The 17714-nt window shown below is 64.6% G+C and carries 16 protein-coding genes; 9 read left to right on the top strand and 7 right to left on the bottom strand.

The window, feature by feature from the left end:
* Positions 1-166 precede the first annotated feature (166 nt).
* Together J2R78_RS04535 and J2R78_RS04530 are read right to left on the bottom strand one after the other, a co-directional pair.
* On the bottom strand, positions 167-1405 hold the full coding sequence (locus tag J2R78_RS04535; RefSeq protein ID WP_253603145.1) for a PLP-dependent aminotransferase family protein: 1239 nt from the start codon (positions 1403-1405) through the stop codon (positions 167-169).
* A 60-nt stretch (positions 1406-1465) separates the two neighbouring features.
* The gene (locus J2R78_RS04530) at positions 1466-2008 is read right to left on the bottom strand and encodes a DUF3124 domain-containing protein (protein WP_375162624.1); all 543 of its coding nucleotides are present in this window, start codon (positions 2006-2008) and stop codon (positions 1466-1468) included.
* 59 nt (positions 2009-2067) lie between these two features.
* Between J2R78_RS04530 and J2R78_RS04525 the strand changes: the two genes are divergently transcribed.
* The 4 genes from J2R78_RS04525 to J2R78_RS04510 all read left to right on the top strand — a co-directional run bounded on the left by J2R78_RS04525 (position 2068) and on the right by J2R78_RS04510 (position 7644).
* Positions 2068-3801, top strand: a complete 1734-nt coding sequence (locus tag J2R78_RS04525; RefSeq protein ID WP_253603143.1) for a cation:proton antiporter — start codon at positions 2068-2070, stop codon at positions 3799-3801.
* 264 nt (positions 3802-4065) lie between these two features.
* The gene (ribB, locus tag J2R78_RS04520; RefSeq protein WP_028334516.1) at positions 4066-5142 is read left to right on the top strand and encodes a 3,4-dihydroxy-2-butanone-4-phosphate synthase; all 1077 of its coding nucleotides are present in this window, start codon (positions 4066-4068) and stop codon (positions 5140-5142) included.
* A gap of 169 nt (positions 5143-5311) precedes the next feature.
* A complete protein-coding gene (locus J2R78_RS04515) occupies positions 5312-6526 on the top strand; it encodes an acyl-CoA dehydrogenase (RefSeq protein ID WP_028334515.1) in 1215 nt (404 codons plus the stop codon).
* 200 nt (positions 6527-6726) lie between these two features.
* The gene (locus tag J2R78_RS04510; RefSeq protein WP_253603141.1) at positions 6727-7644 is read left to right on the top strand and encodes an MBL fold metallo-hydrolase; all 918 of its coding nucleotides are present in this window, start codon (positions 6727-6729) and stop codon (positions 7642-7644) included.
* 92 nt (positions 7645-7736) lie between these two features.
* Here J2R78_RS04510 and J2R78_RS04505 read toward each other — a convergent pair whose 3' ends face one another.
* Both J2R78_RS04505 and J2R78_RS04500 read right to left on the bottom strand, forming a co-directional pair.
* Positions 7737-8594, bottom strand: a complete 858-nt coding sequence (locus tag J2R78_RS04505) for a DUF1499 domain-containing protein (protein ID WP_253603139.1) — start codon at positions 8592-8594, stop codon at positions 7737-7739.
* Between the two features lie 243 nt (positions 8595-8837).
* Entirely contained in the window at positions 8838-10466 is a 1629-nt protein-coding gene (locus tag J2R78_RS04500) for a fatty-acid--CoA ligase (RefSeq protein ID WP_253603138.1), read from the bottom strand.
* A gap of 76 nt (positions 10467-10542) precedes the next feature.
* On the opposite strand from J2R78_RS04500, the gene J2R78_RS04495 reads away from it, so the two are divergent.
* Positions 10543-11721 carry an extensin family protein gene (locus tag J2R78_RS04495; RefSeq protein ID WP_375166975.1) on the top strand — a complete coding sequence of 393 codons (1179 nt, stop codon included), beginning with the start codon at positions 10543-10545 and terminating at the stop codon, positions 11719-11721.
* A 17-nt stretch (positions 11722-11738) separates the two neighbouring features.
* Here the strand turns inward: J2R78_RS04495 and J2R78_RS04490 are convergent, their stop codons facing one another.
* Positions 11739-12416 (bottom strand): L,D-transpeptidase, encoded by a 678-nt coding sequence (locus J2R78_RS04490; protein WP_057015206.1) that lies wholly within the window; start codon positions 12414-12416, stop codon positions 11739-11741.
* Between the two features lie 338 nt (positions 12417-12754).
* On the opposite strand from J2R78_RS04490, the gene J2R78_RS04485 reads away from it, so the two are divergent.
* Positions 12755-13732, top strand: coding sequence for a magnesium transporter CorA family protein (locus J2R78_RS04485; protein ID WP_092083830.1), 978 nt, complete (start codon positions 12755-12757; stop codon positions 13730-13732).
* A gap of 130 nt (positions 13733-13862) precedes the next feature.
* Positions 13863-14087 (top strand): hypothetical protein, encoded by a 225-nt coding sequence (locus tag J2R78_RS04480; protein WP_028334509.1) that lies wholly within the window; start codon positions 13863-13865, stop codon positions 14085-14087.
* Between the two features lie 133 nt (positions 14088-14220).
* Here J2R78_RS04480 and J2R78_RS04475 read toward each other — a convergent pair whose 3' ends face one another.
* Entirely contained in the window at positions 14221-14973 is a 753-nt protein-coding gene (locus J2R78_RS04475; protein ID WP_018270354.1) for an SDR family NAD(P)-dependent oxidoreductase, read from the bottom strand.
* A 155-nt stretch (positions 14974-15128) separates the two neighbouring features.
* The gene (pdxH, locus tag J2R78_RS04470; RefSeq protein WP_253603135.1) at positions 15129-15770 is read right to left on the bottom strand and encodes a pyridoxamine 5'-phosphate oxidase; all 642 of its coding nucleotides are present in this window, start codon (positions 15768-15770) and stop codon (positions 15129-15131) included.
* 108 nt (positions 15771-15878) lie between these two features.
* On the opposite strand from pdxH, the gene J2R78_RS04465 reads away from it, so the two are divergent.
* Positions 15879-16286, top strand: a complete 408-nt coding sequence (locus J2R78_RS04465) for an RT0821/Lpp0805 family surface protein (protein WP_026192440.1) — start codon at positions 15879-15881, stop codon at positions 16284-16286.
* Positions 16287-16405: 119 nt separating this feature from the next.
* Complete coding sequence (locus tag J2R78_RS04460; RefSeq protein WP_253603133.1) at positions 16406-17365, top strand: DnaJ C-terminal domain-containing protein; 960 nt, start codon at positions 16406-16408, stop codon at positions 17363-17365.
* Positions 17366-17714: the final 349 nt, after the last annotated feature.

The raw sequence follows: 17714 nt of genomic DNA, 5'->3' as shown, positions 1-17714 counted from the left end.
GAGAGGGTTGGGGTGAGGGGCTGCCTCCGCATATCCGGTGATAGCTGAGGTTGCGGAGGCTCCCCCTCACCCGGAACGCATCTGACGATGCGTTCCGACCTCTCCCCGCACGCGGGGCGAGGTGAAGCGGAGTCCGCAACTCGCTTCAGCGCAAAGTCATCATGATCTAGCCGCGCTTCTCCACGTTGCTGCTGCGCGCCGGCACGCCGAACTCCTTGCGGCACACCTCGGCCAGCGCGGCAACGCCCTCGCGGATCTGCTCGTGCGAGGGGCTGGCGAAGCAGAGGCGGAGCCGGCTGCCGGAATGGGCCTTGCTGGTCGACCATTCCGGTCCCGGATTGATCGAGACGCCGGCGGCAAGCGCCGCCTGATAGAGCTTCAGCGTGTCGACATTGTCGGGCAGCTTGACCCAGAGGAATATGCCGCCCTTGGGCGCCTCGAATTCGGCCGCGGTGCCGAACTGCTCGTTCAACGCCTCCATCAGCGTATCGAGCTTGGCGCGCAGGCCCTTGGTCAGGCGCGGCACGTGGGTCGAAAAATGCGGCGCGCAATATTCCGCGAGCACCATCTGCTCCAGTGCACCGGAGCCGGCGTCGGTCTTCAGCGGCAGCATTCGCGACATGATCTCCCAGGGCGCGACGATGAAGCCGACGCGCAGCGCAGGCGCGATCGACTTCGAGAACGAGCCGATATGGATCACGCCGCCATGCTTGCTCATCGCATAGATCGCAGGCGGCCGTTCGCCGCTCCAGATCAAATCGGCATAGCAATCGTCCTCGAAGATCGGCACGCCGTATTCCCTTGACAGTTTCAGCATCTCGGCGCGGCGGCTCTCGGGAAGGATCGAGCCGGTCGGGTTCTGTACCGTCGGGATGGTGTAGATGTATTTCAGCGTGATGCCGCGCCGCTTGTGATCGGCGAGTGCCGCAGCCAGCGCATCGATCCTTATGCCCTCGCCATCGAGGGGAATGCCGACCGCATTGACGCCAAGCCGTGTCAGCCGGTTCAGCGAACCCTGATAGGTTTCCTGCTCGATCAGCACGGTATCGCCCTTGGCGAGCAAGGTGTGATTGATCAGATCGAGCGCCTGCAGCGAGCCGGAGACGATCATGATCTCGTCCGGCGTGCAGGCAATTCCGGCGTCGCGCTTCAGCTTCTCGGTCAGGAACTGGCGCAGCGGCAGATAGCCCTGCGGCCCGTGCGCGAGATTGTAGGTCGCCAGATTCCTGCCCTCGCGCTTCAGCACGGCGTTGACCGCCTCCAGCAGCCCGTCGACCGGGACCTGGTCGGGATCGTTGTTGCCGCCGACGAAGCTGTATTTGGCGAGCCCGGTCCAGCGTGCGGCCGGGGCAGGCAGGCCGGCCGCGAGTAGCGGTGTAAAGTCGAACTGGGCTGAGGTGGACATGGACGTTTCGCTCCGTGTTGTTATCGTTGAGAAGGCCGCGGCAAGCGGCCTTCCATGAGGTTAGTTCTTGCCGACCGGCCGGATCGGCCGGCCCTGGCTGATGAAGGCGTAGTGCCCTGCGCCGACACTGCCGACCATCAAGGCCTCGACCGCCGGTTCCGCGATCTCGCCGGCGGCCGCCCAATCGACCACGAAATTCGCGCCGGTGCCGCCGCGGGTATCGGTCGTGGCGATCGCGACCTCGACGGTCGCAAACGGTTTTAGCGCGACCGGCGATTTAAGGTAGCTCTCCACCATCTTGCCTGATGTGTCGAAATAGGCGATCCGCTTCAGCACCAGCGGCTTCGTCTCGGAGGCGTTGTGCACGCTGAGCGTCACCGAAAAATCGGCCCTGAGCTTGCCCTGGCTCATCGACACGCTGGAATACACCGGCACGTAGAATGCACCGGAGGCGGTGAGGCCCTCCGATGGCACCGTCGTCAACGAGTTCGCGAAATTTTGTTCAATACTTGCCGAGGATTGTGCTAGCGCCTCTGACATGCGCACGGTGAGCAGGCAGAGCAAAACTGCGAGAAAAATGCCGCCTGCGCGGATGTGACACATTGCTCGGTTGATCCTCACGCCCGGCCCTCTAGGTTGCGGCAACAGGAAGTCTTTGACGCATGCATGAACTGATTCCCGATATCACGCTCTGTATCCTGTTTGCCTGGGGGATTGGGCTGCTCGCCCACTTCTCCCGGCAACCGCTGATACTGGCCTACCTTATCGCCGGCTTTTTCATTGGTCCATTCGGCATGGGCTGGGTCAAGTCCCAGGAATCGATCAGCGTCATCTCCGAGCTCGGCCTGATCTTCATGCTGTTCATGATCGGGCTGGAAATCGACCTCAAGAAGATCATCCGTGCCGGCAAGGTCATCCTGTTCGCGGGAGCCGGCGAGCTGATCGGCGGCTGCCTGATCGGCGTGGCGTTCTTTGCCGCTATCGGGCTTGCGGTCGGTGGCGGCAAGTTCGACGCGATCTATCTCTGCGTCGCCTGCGCGCTGTCGTCGACCGTGATCATCGTCAAGGTGCTCTACGAGAAGCGCGAACTGGATACGCTGCCGGGCCGTATCACGCTCGGCGTGTTGGTGCTGCAGGACATCTTCGCGATCCTGTTCCTGGCGGTGCAGCCGAGCCTCGACAATCTGCAGATCAGCGTCGTGCTGTTGTCGATTGCCCGCGTCGCGGTGCTGGTCGCGACCGCGCTGGTGCTGAGCCGCTACGTGCTGCCGCGCCTGTTCCACCAGATCGCGCGGCGGCCCGAGCTCGTGCTGCTCGGCGCGCTCGCCTGGTGCTTCCTGATCGGCGAGATCGCCGAGCGGCTGCATCTGTCGCGCGAGATGGGCTCGCTGGTCGCCGGCGTCTCGATCTCGACCTTTCCCTATGCGCTCGACGTCACCGCCAAGGTCACGACGCTGCGGGATTTCTTCATCACGCTGTTCTTTGTCGCGCTCGGCATGACGATCCCGATTCCGGGCCTCTCGGTGATCTGGCTTGCGCTCGTCATCGCGGCCTTCACGGTGGCGAGCCGCCTGATCACGACGTTCACGCCGCTCTATCTGATGAAGCAGGGCCTGCGTGCCAGCCTGCTGCCGGCGATCAACCTGGCGCAGATCTCCGAGTTCTCGCTGGTCGTGATCCAGACCGGCGTCGCCGCCAACCACATCGGAACCGAAACCGCGAGTGCGGCCTCGTTCGCCTTCGTCGTGCTGGCGGTGCTCTCGACCTTCGCGATGGGGCGCAGCGACCAGATCGTGCGCGGCCTGATCGGTCCGTTGAAGCGGATCGGGCTGCGCGACCTCGATCAGGAAGGCCAGGGCCGCGGCGAGGCCGGGCACGAGGGCGGACATGGCGAGATCCGGCGCATCGTTATCCTCGGCTTTTTCCGCGCGGCGAGCGCGCTGATCAGCCAGATCGAGCGGCAGAACCAGTCGCTACTCGAGCAGATCAGCGTCATCGATTTCAACCCGCTGGTGTTCCGCACGCTGTCCGACCGCGGCATGCATGTGATCTATGGCGACATCAGCAATGTCGACACCCTGGTTCATGCCGGCATCGGCAAGGCCGAGATCATCATCCTGAGCGTGCCGGATTTCCTCTTGGTCGGCGCCGACAATGAGAAGCTGGTGCGCCACGTCCGCGCCCTCAATCCGACCGCGCGGATCGTTGCCACCGCGGACCTCCTGACCGGCGTCGACGACCTCTACAGCGCCGGCGCCGACTACGTGACGGTGACCCGGCTCAGCGACGCCGGCGAGCTCTATTCCGTGATCGAGGCGGCCGACGCCGGCCTGCTCGACGACAAGCGCGCCGAGCTGGACGTCCAGCTCAGCGACCGGCGCGAGGTGCTGCCGTAACGCCGGTCTCAAGGCTGTCCATCACCTCTCCCCATCGGGGAGAGGTCGATTTGCGCAGCGGGTGAGGGGGCTCGAGTCCCACGAGAGGGCTGAACCCCTCACCCGGATCGCATCGAGCGATGCGATCCGACCTCTCCCTTTGGGAGAGGTGAAATCTCCCCTCCTGGTATCCCTGCCGGATGCATGGCGGGTTGCATAATGATACTGGCGCTGACATCGGAACCCGGCTAATCCACTGCCTGCATATAGCGAGATGTCAGGACAATGGCCGATACGATCCAGGAAGTGCTGCAAGCCTTTGCGAAGGGTGAACTCGTTGTCGTCACCGACGATGACGACCGGGAAGGCGAGGGCGATTTGATCGTCGCGGCGTCGTTCTGTACGGCGGAGAAGATGGCTTTCATCATCCGCCACACCTCCGGCATCGTCTGCGCGCCGATCACCACCGAGGATGCCCGCCGGCTGCGGCTCGACCCGATGGTGGCGCACAACGAGTCCAACCACACCACCGCCTTCACGGTCTCGATCGACTACAAGCCCGATGGTGGCACCGGCATCTCGGCCGAGGAACGCGCCTCCTGCTGCCGCGCGCTCGCCAATCCCAATGCCGGCGCCAATGATTTCGCGCGTCCCGGCCACATCTTCCCGCTGATCGCGCGCGACGGCGGCGTGCTGCTGCGCTCCGGCCACACCGAGGCGGCGGTCGATCTGTGCCGGCTCTCCGGCCTGCCGCCGGTAGGCGTCATCAGCGAGCTGATGAACGACGATGGAACCGTGATGAAGGGCGAGCAGGTCGCCAAATTCGCCGCCGCCCACAAGCTCAAGCATGTCACGATCGCGGACATGATCGCCTATCGCCAGGCGCGCGAGAAGCTGATCGAACGGGTCGCGACCTTCACCACCGAAAGCCCGATCGGCCCGCTGCAGGGCTACGCCTATCGCTCGCCGTTCGATGAGATCATGCATGCCGCCTTCGTCTATAACGGCATCGGCGACGGCCGGGACGTGCTGACGCGGCTGCACAAGCCCAACATCGTGAAAGACCTGTTCACCGGGCCGGCGCGCATGGAAGCCGTGCTGCGGCATTTCAAGGATGCCGGCCGCGGCGTGCTGGTATATCTGCGCGATGGTGCCGCCGGTGTTCCGGTCGAGCCGGTTGGCGAGCAGAAGACGGCGGAGGCCGATCGCCACAGGCAGTGGCGCGAGGTCGGCGTCGGCGCACAGATCCTGCGTGATCTCGGCGTCACCTCGATCCGGCACCTGACTTCGTCGGTGCATGACTACAAGGGATTGTCAGGTTTCGGCATCGAGATCGTGTCGAACGAGAAGCTGGAGACCTAACGTCAGTCATTCCGGGGCGCGCGATAGCGCGAACCCGGAATCTCGAGATTCCGGGTTCGATGCTGCGCATCGCCCCGGAATGACGGTGAGAGGATCACCAATTGCGCTTCGCAGCATAGCGCTTTAATTTATCCGCCAATTTCCGATAGACGATGCGAAAGGATGTTTCATGAGCGTGCGCCCCCAGGCCAAGGACAAGCCGGCTGCCGCCAGCTTCCAGTGGGATGATCCGTTCCTGCTCGACGACCAGCTCACCGAAGACGAACGCCTGATCCGCGACACTGCGCGAGCCTATGCGCAGGACAAGCTGCTGCCGCGGGTCACCAAGGCCTATCTGGAAGAGAAAACCGACCGCGAGATCTTCAACGAAATGGGCGAGCTCGGCCTGATCGGCGTGACGCTGCCCGAGGAGTATGGCTGCGCCAATGCGAGCTACGTGGCCTATGGCCTCGTGGCGCGCGAGATCGAGCGCGTCGATAGCGGCTATCGCTCGATGAACTCGGTGCAGTCGTCGCTGGTGATGTATCCGATCTACGCCTATGGCGACGAAAACCAGCGCAAGAAATATCTGCCCAAGCTTGCGACCGGGGAATGGGTCGGCTGCTTCGGCCTGACCGAGCCGGACGCCGGTTCCGATCCCGGCGGCATGAAGACCCGCGCGGAGAAGGTCGCTGACGGCTACAAGCTCAACGGCGCCAAGATGTGGATCTCGAACGCGCCGATCGCCGACGTGTTCGTGGTGTGGGCCAAGTCGGCGGCGCACGACAACCAGATCCGCGGCTTCATCCTCGAGAAGGGCATGAAGGGCCTGTCGGCGCCGAAGGTCGGCGGCAAGCTGTCGCTGCGCGCCTCGATCACCGGCGAGATCGTGCTCGACAATGTGGTGGTGCCGGAAAGCGCGCTGCTGCCTAACGTCTCCGGCCTCAAGGGCCCGTTCGGCTGCCTCAATCGCGCCCGCTACGGCATCTCCTGGGGCGCATTGGGCGCTGCCGAGGACTGCATGCACCGCGCGCGGCAATACACGCTCGACCGCAAGCAGTTTGGCCGGCCGCTCGCCGCCACCCAGCTGGTGCAGAAGAAGCTCGCCGACATGGAGACCGAGATCGCGCTCGGCCTGCAGGCCTCGTTGCGCGTCGGCCGCCTGATGGACGAGGGCAAGATGGCGCCTGAGATGATCTCGATCGTCAAGCGCAACAATTGCGGCAAGTCGCTCGACATCGCCCGCATGGCGCGCGACATGCACGGCGGCAACGGCATCCAGATCGAGTATCACGTGATGCGCCACGCCGCGAACCTCGAGACGGTGAACACCTATGAGGGCACGCACGACGTCCATGCGCTGATCCTCGGCCGCGCGATCACCGGCATCCAGGCGTTCTCGTAAGGGCGCTTGCTCGTCATTCCGGGGCGCGCCAACCGAACTCAGGTTTACCCGAGTTCGGCAGATTTTAAATGTCTAAGTCGGCAACAGCCGACTTGGACGGCGCGAACCCGGAATCTCGCGCCGCGTTCCTTTCCCTTCTTTCGAGATTCCGGGTCTGGCCCTGCGGGCCATCCCGGAATGACGATGCAGAGAAAATCCCCATGGCCGACAACGACGACATCCCGTTCAACCGCGACTTTCCGCTGAAGCCCGGCGTGGTCGAACAGGTCCGCCCCGGCGTTCGCCGTGTCCTCTGCAACAATCCGAGCCCGTTCACCTTCACGGGCACGGTCAGCTACATCGTCGGCGAGGGGAAGGTCGCGATCATCGATCCCGGTCCCGACGACGAGGCGCATGCCAAGGCGCTGCTCGATGCGGTCAAGGGCGAGACCGTGACGCATATCCTGGTCACCCATACCCATCGGGACCATTCGCCGAACACGCCACGGATCAAGGCCGCGACCGGCGCGCCGGTTTATGCCGAGGGACCGCACCGCGCCTCGCGCCCGCGCTTCGAGAGCGAAAAGCACAATCCGGAATCCGGCGCCGACCGCGATTTCCGGCCCGATGTGCAGGTCAAGCACGGCGACGTCATCGAGGGCGCGGGCTTTGCGCTGGAGGCGGTCGCGACCCCCGGCCACACCGCCAACCATCTGGCGTTCGCCTGGGCCGAGCGCAGCATGAATTTCGTCGGCGACCATGTGATGGGCTGGTCGACCTCGATCGTGGCGCCGCCGGACGGCTCGATGATCGATTACATGGCCTCGCTGGAGCGGCTGGAACAGCGGCCCGAGCAGCTGTATTTCTCCGGCCACGGCCCGGAGATTCCGGAGGGCCCGCGCTACGTCCGCTTCCTGGCGCGGCATCGCCGGGCGCGCGAGGCGTCGATCCTGCATCGTCTCGGCAAGGGCGAGGCCGACATTCCGACCATGGTGCGGGCGATCTATATCGGGCTCGATCCGCGGCTCGCCAATGCCGCCGGCTATTCGGTGCTGGCGCATCTGGAGGACCTTGTCGCACGCGGCGTCGTGGCGACGGACGGCGATCCGGTGATCGGCGGGACGTATCGGATGGCCTAGTTCGTCATTCCGGGATGGTGCCGAGCACCAGACCCGGAATCTCGAGATTCCGGGTTCATCGCTGCGCGATGCCCCGGAATGACGCTACCGCGTCACTTCTTCACCGTCTTCGCCGGCGGCGCCTTTGGCGCGACAGGCGCCGCCTTCTTCGCCGGCTTGGCATTGTCGTTCTCGGCCGCGCTGTTGAGGTCTTCGATCAGCTTCTTGACGCGGGCGGCGTTGCTGCCGAGATCGGTGTCGAAATAGCGCGACGCCGAGCGGATATCGACGCGGGAGTCCTCGTCGTCAGGGGTGACCCTGATCGAGACGTCCTCGCGGAAACCCATGATCGGCGTCCGCGCCACCGCCTCGATGCGGCCGATGCGGCGGGGCAGCTGCGGCGCGCGCGCGTCGATGACGAGCCATTTGCGACGGTTGACCAGCCGCAGCGTCAGCTCGTAGGCGCGGTCGACCGGGGTTTCGAGCTCGACGGTTTCGATATCGGGATAGGCCGCGCGCTGCCGCTCGGCCGAATAGAGGCCGGCATAGGCGGCAGGATTGGTGCCTTCCCCGGTGCGCAGCCGCGCCAGCGCCTCGAATTTCGGCGGGTCGATCGCGTCGGTGGTGACGTCGTAGATCCGCGGCAGCTTGCGGTACTGATAGATGAGGTAGGCCGGGTAGGCGAGGATCGCCGCGTCGATCAGCAGCGCGAGCAGGATCCGGCCCATGCCGCGGGTGCCGTTCTGCCAGATCGCGGCAAAGGCGGCCAGCCCGAGCAGGATCGACAGGCCGGCCAGGCCCAGCGCGCCGAAGAAGGTCGCCAGCGCCGGCTTGACCTCCAGGAACCCGAAGCGGACGATCAGGATCGAAACGACCACCGCGACGACGGAGAAGATGGCGAGGTTGCGCGACCAGGTGGCGAGACCGGACACGGGGTCCTGCTGGTAGGGAGCGGAAAACCTGCGCGCCATCGTCGAAAAATCTGCCGGTTGAGATGTCCTGAGGCGACCTCGGCCGCCGCGATCAGTCGTGTGAGACCACGGACCTGCGGCGAATTCAAGGGATTTGGGCTTTACCCCGAATCGTCATGGCCGGGCATAGCCGTCCGAAGGACGGCGTCGCTTGCGCTCGCCTATGACCCGGCCATCCATGTCTTGCCGCACGATGAAGTCGTGGATGCCCGGGTCAAGCCCGGGCATGACGAGCGTTTGTTTTCACGCCGCGGCGGTCGGGAACGTGTAGTCCTTGAACTGGTCGCGCAGCGCCGTCTTCAGGATCTTGCCGGTCGCGGTGTGGGGAATGCCGTCGACGAAGGCGACGTCGTCGGGCATCCACCATTTGGCGATCTTGCCGTCCATGAACTTCAGGATGTCCTCGCGCGTGGCACTCTGGCCCTGCTTGAGTTGCACGATCAGCAGCGGCCGCTCATCCCATTTGGGGTGATGGACGCCGATCACGGCGGCTTCCGCGACCGCCGGATGGCCGACCGCGAGGTTCTCGAGATCGATCGAAGATATCCATTCGCCGCCGGACTTGATCACGTCCTTGGAGCGGTCGGTGATCCGCATGTAGCCGTGCTCGTCCATCGTCGAGACGTCGCCGGTGTCGAAATAACCGGCATCGTCGAGGATGTTGCTGTCGATCCGGAAATAGGCCTTGGCGATCGCCGGGCCCGAGACCTTGAGACGGCCGAACGTCTTGCCGTCCCACGGCAGCTCCTTGCCGGCATCGTCGGTGATCTTCATCTCGACGCCGAACGGCGGATAGCCCTGGGTCTGCAGGATGTCGAGCCGCTCCTCGCCGGTGCGCTCGGTGAACGGCGGCTTCAGCGTCGCCAGCGTGCCGAGCGGGCTCATCTCGGTCATGCCCCAGGCGTGGCGCACCTGGCTGCCCATGTCGAGGAACGCCTGGATCATCGAGCGTGGCATCGCCGACCCGCCGCAAATCACCATCTGCAGATCCGGCAGCTTGACGTTGTTGGCGGCCATGTATTGCAGCAGCATCAGCCACACCGTCGGCACGCCGGCGGTGTGCGTGACCTTCTCGGTCGACAGCAACTCGTACACCGAGGCGCCGTCGAGCTTCGGGCCCGGCATCACGAGCTTGGTGCCCATCGACGGCGCGGAGAAGGCGATGCCCCAGCTGTTGGCATGGAACAAGGGGACCACCGGAAGCATTGTGTCCGACGCGGAGGTGCCGAGCGCGTCCTTCGAATTGGCCATCAGCGCGTGCAACACGTTGGAGCGGTGCGAATAAAGTACACCCTTGGGATCGCCCGTCGTGCCGGAGGTGTAGCACATCGCCGCCGCGGTGTTCTCGTCGAAGGTCTTCCACTCGAACTTGCCGTCGGATGCTGCGATCCAGTCCTCATAGGCGACCGCGTTCTTCAGCGTGGTCTGCGGCATGTGCGCCTTGTCGGTCAGCACCACGTAGCGCTCGACGCTCGGCAGCTGGCCTGCGATCTTCTCCAGCACCGGAACGAAGGTGAGGTCGGTGATGACGATGCGGTCCTGGGCGTGGTTGACGATCCAGGCGATCTGTTCCGGAAACAGGCGCGGATTGACCGTATGGCAGATCGCGCCGATCCCCATGATGCCGTACCAGACCTCAAGGTGGCGCCAGGTGTTCCAGGCGATGGTGGCGACGCGATCGCCGAGCTTGATGCCGTCGCGTTCCAGGCTCTGCGAGACCTTCAGTGCGCGGGCGTGGATCTGGGCGTAGGTGGTGCGATGAATCGGGCCTTCGACCGACCGCGTCACGACTTCCTGTGTGCCGTGATATTTGGCGGCGTGCTCAATAATCTTGTGACACAGCAAGGGCCAATCTTGCATCAAACCAAGCATACGCGAATCCCTCCTCGATCCTCACACATGATCCGCCGGCATCTTGGACGGCCGGCAGTAAAATCATGGAACTGACATGAACTTTAGCGCGGAGAAAGCAAGCCGAAAATGGCCTGTTGGCGCGTTTCGTCGCGGGGGCGCGGCAATGGTTACCGCCGCCGTGCTGCTTTGCCTTGGCATGCAAGCAGGCCCCGCCGAGGCCGCCCGCCGCGTGCCCAGCTTTCCGTGGGACGATCTGTTCGGCACCCGGCCGCAAAGGCCGCACAAGGCAGCCCGCCGCGCAGCGGTGCCGCTGCCGAAGCCTCGCCCGGCTGAGGCGCCGGCGGCAGCCCACGCGCCCGCGGCAACCGAGCCCGAGCCGCCCGCGGCCGGGACGCAGTCTCCGGCCGCACCTGCTGAGGCGGCCAGGCCCAGCGAGACGGCCAAGCCCGCTGATGTCGCCAAGCCGGCCGAGCCCGCCGCGCCGCAGCTCTCGGCCTGCCGACAGGCGCTGACCGAGGAGATCGCGATCGCCCCGAGCATTCCGGATATCCACGGCGCCGGGGGCTGCGGCGGCGAGGATCTGGTGCGGCTCGAGGCGATCGTGCTGGCGGACAAGCGCAAGGTCGCGGTCAAGCCCGCCGCGATCCTCCGCTGCAAGATGGCTGCTGCGGTCGCCGACTGGGTCCGCACCGATATCGCGCCGCTCGCGCAGAACCTCGGGGGCGGGATCAGCAATCTCGACAATTTCGACTCGTTCGAGTGCCGCGGCCGCAATCGGGTCGCCGGAGCGCAGCTCTCCGAGCACGGCCGCGCCAATGCGCTCGACGTCCGCGCGCTCGGTCTTGCCAACGGCAAGTCGATCTCGCTGACCGACCGCAGCGTGCCGCGGACCTTGCGCGAGACCGTGCTGCATTCGGTCTGTGCCCGCTTCTCCACGGTGCTCGGTCCGGGCTCGGACTGGTACCACGAGGACCACATCCATCTCGACCTGATCGAGCGTCGCAACAATTACCGGATCTGCCAGTGGAACGTGGACGACCCGCTGCCGCAGGTCGCGCCGCTGTTGCCGGCCGAGCGCCCCGAAGAGGCGCCGCCGCGCGAGGTCGCCGCCAAATCCGACGCGCCGAAAGCGGACACATCCAAAGCTGACCACGGCAAGTCTGGCACCGGCAAGCCGGACGCCACAAAATCAGATGATGCGACCGCCCCCGACCGCAGCGCCGAGACCAAACCGCAGCCAACAAAAAAGCGCCGGCAAAGCCGGCGCTTTTGATCGCGATTGCGATTGGATCAGTAGGTCGTGCCGCCGCCGCCCTGCAGCGCCATCTGCGGCTTGTAGGGCGAGTCGCCGTGCTTCGGCTCCAGCACCACGACGATGGTGCCGAGCTTGACGCGGTTGTAGAGGTCGATGACGTCCTCGTTGGTCATGCGGATGCAGCCCGAGGAGATCGACGCGCCGATATATTCCGGCTGGTTAGTGCCGTGGATGCGGAACAGCGTGTCCTTGCCGCCCGAATAGAGATACATCGCGCGCGAGCCCATCGGATTGTCCGGGCCCGGGGCCACGAAGGTCGGGACGCCAAGGCGCGAGATTTCGCCGGGGGTCGGGTGCCAAGCCGGCCATTCGGTCATGCTGCCGACCTTGGCGATGCCGGACCAGGCCATGGCTTCCTCGCCGACGGTGATGCCGTAGCGGATCGCCTTGCCGTCATTCAGCACGTAATAGAGGTAATGGTTGTCGGAATCGACCACGATCGAGCCGGGGGCTTCCTTGCGGTGATACTCGACGATGGCGCGGCGGAACGGTTCAGCGACCGGCGTCTTGACGTAGGTGGTCTTGGCCAGGAGTTCCTTGTCACGCGGCTTGAAGTTCGCGGTGTTGGTTGCCTCATAGGTTGTGGCCTGCATGCAGCCCGACAACATCAGGCCCGCGGCCAGGATCCCGAGGGTAACTTTGAGCGACGACATGATTACATTCCAATCGAAAATCCGCGCTCGAAAGCGCCACTATTACGCCCCAAACGCCACGATTCCATTAGCGGCATTATTGCCGAAACGTGCCATTATTCCCAGAGTCTAGATGCCTTTCCCGCATCGCGGGACGCTGTCTGTGGCTTTTTTGCCGCAACTGTTCTGGTGCCGGGTTGGTTTTTGTGCAAACAGGCAACGGTCGACGAGTCGGCGTCACGTCGCTGCCGCCTGGCCGCCACAAGTATGGATGCCCGGTTAATACCCCGGTCATGAAGCGCCCCCCAGAATCGCGCTAAGTCGGCGGGTCCTGCCAGCCCTGTTTCGTGGAGTTCGTGATGCTGTCGGTGTTCGTTCCGTCCGAGTTTTCGCTCAAGAAGGCCACCGCGACGGACCTCGGCGCGCTGCCCGAGGGAGCGGTCTGGGTCGATCTGGTGAATCCGACCGTGGAGGAGGACCGGGCGGTCGAGAAGCTCGCGGGGATCGCGGTGCCGACCCGGGAAGACATGCAGGAGATCGAGATCTCCAGCCGGCTCTATATCGAGAACAGCGCGCGCTACATGACCGCGACGCTGATGTGCCAGTCCGACACCGACATGCCGCGCACCACGGCGGTGACCTTCATCCTCACCGGTCATCGGCTGGTGACGGTGCGCTACGACCTGCCGAAGCCGTTCGCGCTGGTCGAGAACAAGCTGGCGCGCGCCTGTTCCCCCAGCATCACCGGCGAGCAGGTGCTGATGGAACTGCTGGACGCGGTGATCGACCGTTGCGCCGACATTCTGGAGCGCTGCGGGGCCGATATCGACCAGGTGTCCCACGACATCTTCGAGCCGGAGAGCGAGCGCCACGGCCACGCCAAGCAATATTCGCAGATTCTGATCGCGATCGGCCGTAAGGGCGACCTGACCTCGAAGGTTCGCGAAAGCCTGGTCTCGATCGGCCGCCTCGTCACCTTCCTCTCCGCGGTGGTCGAGGGCGTGAAATGGTCCAAGGACATGCGCGAGCAGCTCAAGACCATGCAGCGTGACGTGGCCTCACTGACCGACCACGCCTCCTATCTCTCCAACAAGATCACCTTCGTGCTCGACGCCATGCTCGGCGTGGTCAATCTGGAACAGAACAACATCATCAAACTGTTCTCGGTGATGGCGGTAGTGCTGATGCCGCCGACGCTGATTGCCTCGATCTACGGCATGAATTTCAAGATCATGCCGGAACTCGAGTGGGCGCACGGCTATCCGTATGCACTGGTGCTGATGCTGATCGCGGCTGTCGTGCCGTACTGGATCTTCAAGTGGAAGAAGTGGCTGTAAACCGGTTCCACGCGTCGCGTTTTGGGACGCGCTTCCTGCCTTATTTCCTCTGCTAAAATTTGAGCGTTGCGCTGAACGTTTGGGCGAAACTTGTCTGCGATAACGCCCGCCTCGAAGCCGGAGGACAGCAATGGTTGAGAAGATCATAACGCCACGGCGTAACGTCATCGACTTTGCGCGCTATCAACAGGACCGCGCAGCAGGCAAGGTGCAGGCGATCTCGCCGAGACTTTGCCGTTACTGTGGCGCTGCGTTGCTGGATGGCGAGGACGAAGACGAATGCTCCAGCGCGCTGAACGACGTCGCGCTGCGGCAGCCCGAGAAGAAGAAGTCGCGTCGGTTTTACGCAGACTAGAGGCCGAAGCCTCGGAGGCAGAAGCCTCGTTTGTGTTTGTTACGCCTGCAAGTGAAGCAATCCCAATGACGGCCGCGGCGGCGGCCGGGATCGCCTCAAAACTTCCTTCCCCGAAATACGGCTCTTCCCAAGCTCAGACGTGCTGACCACCGTTGATGTGGATCTCCGCACCGTTCACGTAAGAGCTGGTCTCCGTACAGAGAACGTAGATGATCTTGGCGACCTCGTCCGGCGTGCCGAGGCGGTGCATCGGGATCTGCTGGTCGACGATCTTCTCGGTGCCCGGCGACAGGATCGAGGTATCGATCTCGCCCGGCGCGATCGCGTTGACGCGGACGCCGACGCGGCCGAAGTCCGATGCCATCTCGCGCGTCAGCGCCGCGAGCGCGGCCTTCGACGTCGCATAGGCCGCGCCGGCAAACGGATGCACGCGCGAGCCGGCGATCGAGGTGACGTTCACCACCGCGCCCTTGGCGTGTTTCAACTCCTCGATCAGCCCGCGCGCGATCATGATCGGTGCGAAGAAGTTGACGTGGAAAACGTGGGTCCAGGTCTCGATGTCGGTGTCCATGGTGCCGAGCCGGCCGCCGCCCGCAGCCTTCGGCGAGATCGCGGCGTTGTTGACCAGCGCGTGCAGTTCATCGTTCTCGAGCCGCCTGCGGATCTCGGAGATCGCGCGCACGGTGTCGTCATGGCTGCCGAGGTCGACCTCGATGTGGTCTTCCGGCCCGGCACCCCACGGGCAGACCTCGGGAAACGCGTGCCGCGACAGGGTGATGACGCGCCAGCCGGCGGACGAGAACCGGATCGCGGTGGCATGGCCGATGCCGCGGCTTGCGCCGGTCAGGAGCAGCGTGCGCCGCGGTGCATTGGATGGATGGGGCATCGACGGTTTCTTTCGTTTTCGTCATGCGCGGCGGCGTGCCGGGCATCCACGCCTTCGAACGACTTGGGATGACTTGGGATCAAGACGTCGATGGCCGGGTCATCTTACACGAAGATGCGCTTCGCGCTTTCGCCCGGCCATGACGGTCGCAGCTTTCAGGGATAGAGCCGCACCTTCGACCAGGCGCTGCCGGCGCCGTCGCGGCGGAATTCGATGCGGTCGTGCAGGCGGTACGGGCGGTCGTGCCAGAACTCGAAGCGCTGCGGCGTGATCCGCCAGCCGCTCCAGCCCGGCGGCCGCGGCACCTCGCCGAGGACGTATTTCGCACCGGTCTTGGCGATTGCCTGCTCGAAGGCGAAGCGGCTCTCCAGCGGCTGCGACTGCTTGCTGGCCCAGGCGCCGATCTGCGCCTGCTTCGGCCTTGTGGCGAAATAGGCGTCGGCCTCGGCATCGGTCACCGGCGTGACCGGCCCTCGGATGCGCACCTGGCGGCGCAGCGATTTCCAATGGAAGAGTAAAGCGGCCTTAGGATTTGCGGCCAATTCGCGGCCCTTGGCGCTCGCAATGTGGCTGTAGAACACGAAGCCGTCGGCATCGAAGCCCTTCATCAACACCATCCGCACGTCGGGCAGGCCGTCGGGATCGACGGTCGCAAGCGCCATCGCGTTCGGATCGTTCGGCTCGGACTTGACCGCCTCCGCAAACCATTCGGCGAACAGGGCGAACGGCTCCTCCGCCGCGGTGAAATCACCCGATGTTAACGGTGTCGGGTGTTTGATGGAGGTCGTGTCGGTCATGTCAGGAGTCCCGATTTGCATCCGCCCGCGTCTGAAAGCGCGTTACTAGCCCTATATAGGGCATGGGGGCGCGTTGGCCTATCGGCGATCCACCCCGCAGGCGCGGTGGTGACATTGATCCTGATCGGCGTCGGCGCAAGCGGCTGCAGCCTGTCGCGCAGCGACGCCTTCGCCAAGCTGGACGACAAGGATGTGACGGGCTCGATCAGCCCGACCCAGGTCAATGCGGTGATGCCGACCGACAGCGACCTCGCCTTCGCCCGCAATGCCGCCTCCGACGTGCTGACCAAGGGCGACAAGGATTCCAGCCAGCCCTGGGAAAATCCTGAAACCGGCGCGCGCGGCTCGGTGACGCCGCTGGCCCAGGCCTATTCGGGCGAGGACGGCAAGACGTGCCGGGATTTCCTTGCCAGCTACGTCAATGGAGCCACCGAGAGCTGGCTGCAGGGGGCCGCATGCAAGGCTGGACAAGGGCGGTGGGAAATCCATAGCCTGAAGCCCTGGAGAAAATCCTGAGAATTCCGGCGAAGCCGGGCTAAGTTGCAAAAATGCCACTGAGCCCCCACATGAAGGCAAAGTGGGCCCGGACGGGTTCCCGGCCAGGACTGATTTTTCCCGTGAAGGAGACGTGACGGATGCGCGACCCCTATGAGGTCTTGGGGGTGCAGCGGAGCGCCAGCGCTGCGACGATCAAGAGCGCCTATCGCAAGCTCGCCAAGAAGCATCACCCTGATAACAACAAGAACGACCCGAAGGCGGCGGCCCGCTTTGCGGAGATCAACACGGCCAACGAGATCGTCGGCGACGAGGACAAGCGCAAGCAGTTCGACCGCGGCGAGATCGATGCCGAAGGCAAGCCGCGCTTCCAGGGCTTCCCTGGCGGCGGCGGTGCCGGCGGCCGTGCCGGTTCGGGTGGCTTTGAGTACAGTTTCCGCTCCGGGCCCGGCGGCGGCATGGGCGGCGGCAGCTTCGAGGACATCCTCAACAGCATGTTCGGCAATGCCGCTCGCGGCGGTGGCGGCCGCGCGGGCCGGGCCAGTCCGTTCGAGTTTGACGGCGGCGGGGTCGGCGTCGACCTTGATCTGTCGGTCGCCATGACGGTGTCGCTGGAGGAATCGGTCAGGGGCGGCGACAAGCGCGTGCGCCTGCCGACCGGCCGCGAGCTCAACGTCAAGATTCCGCCCGGGGTCGCTGCGGGTCAGCAGATCCGGCTGAAGGGGCAGGGCGAGACCGCGCAAGGCCATCCGCCCGGCGATCTCCTGATCACGGTCTCGATCGCACCGCACCCGTTCTTCAAGGTCGACGGCAACGATCTCCGGATCGACCTGCCCATCACCCTCTACGAGGCGGTGCTGGGCGGCAAGGTCCGCGTGCCGACGCTTGGCAGCGCGGTCGAACTGTCGATCCCCAAAAACACCTCGAGCGGCCGTACTTTCCGCCTCAAGGGCAAGGGGCTGTCGAAGGCCGGCGCGACCGGCGACCTCTATGTCACAACCCGCATCATCCTTCCCGACGGGAACGATGCCGAGCTTGAGGCATTGATGCAGACGTGGCGGGATCGTAACCCCTATAATCCGCGCAGCGATCTCGGCTGACCGCCGAGAGCGCGCCCCAAAGACGCGAAGACGCGAAACTGCAACTACCCCGGAGTCTATCGGGGTAGACGCGGGTGTCGTGAGCGCGTCAAAAGATGATCGGCCGCCGGAAGTCCCATCTGCGGCGTGCAGATTGGACGGCGGAAAGGAGTGCGGCCTCGAGAGGGGGACCAGCGCGGTACACAAAACCCCAATCGAGGCCGCGTGCGCCGATCGGCGGATCGGGCGCGGATCATCTTCGCGTGAGCATCCGGTGCGATAATGAGACGCGTCGATGACGCGAATCGAAGTTTTCGATGTCGGAATTGGGACGCTGAGTGAGGCTGGATTCACTTACTCGAAATGACGC

The organism is Bradyrhizobium sp. USDA 4538 (genome assembly GCF_024171045.1).
GTDB classification, from domain to species: Bacteria; Pseudomonadota; Alphaproteobacteria; order Rhizobiales; family Xanthobacteraceae; genus Bradyrhizobium; species Bradyrhizobium australafricanum.
The sequence above is the reverse complement of the archived record's forward strand: the minus strand, read 5'-3'. Positions and strand labels throughout refer to the sequence as shown.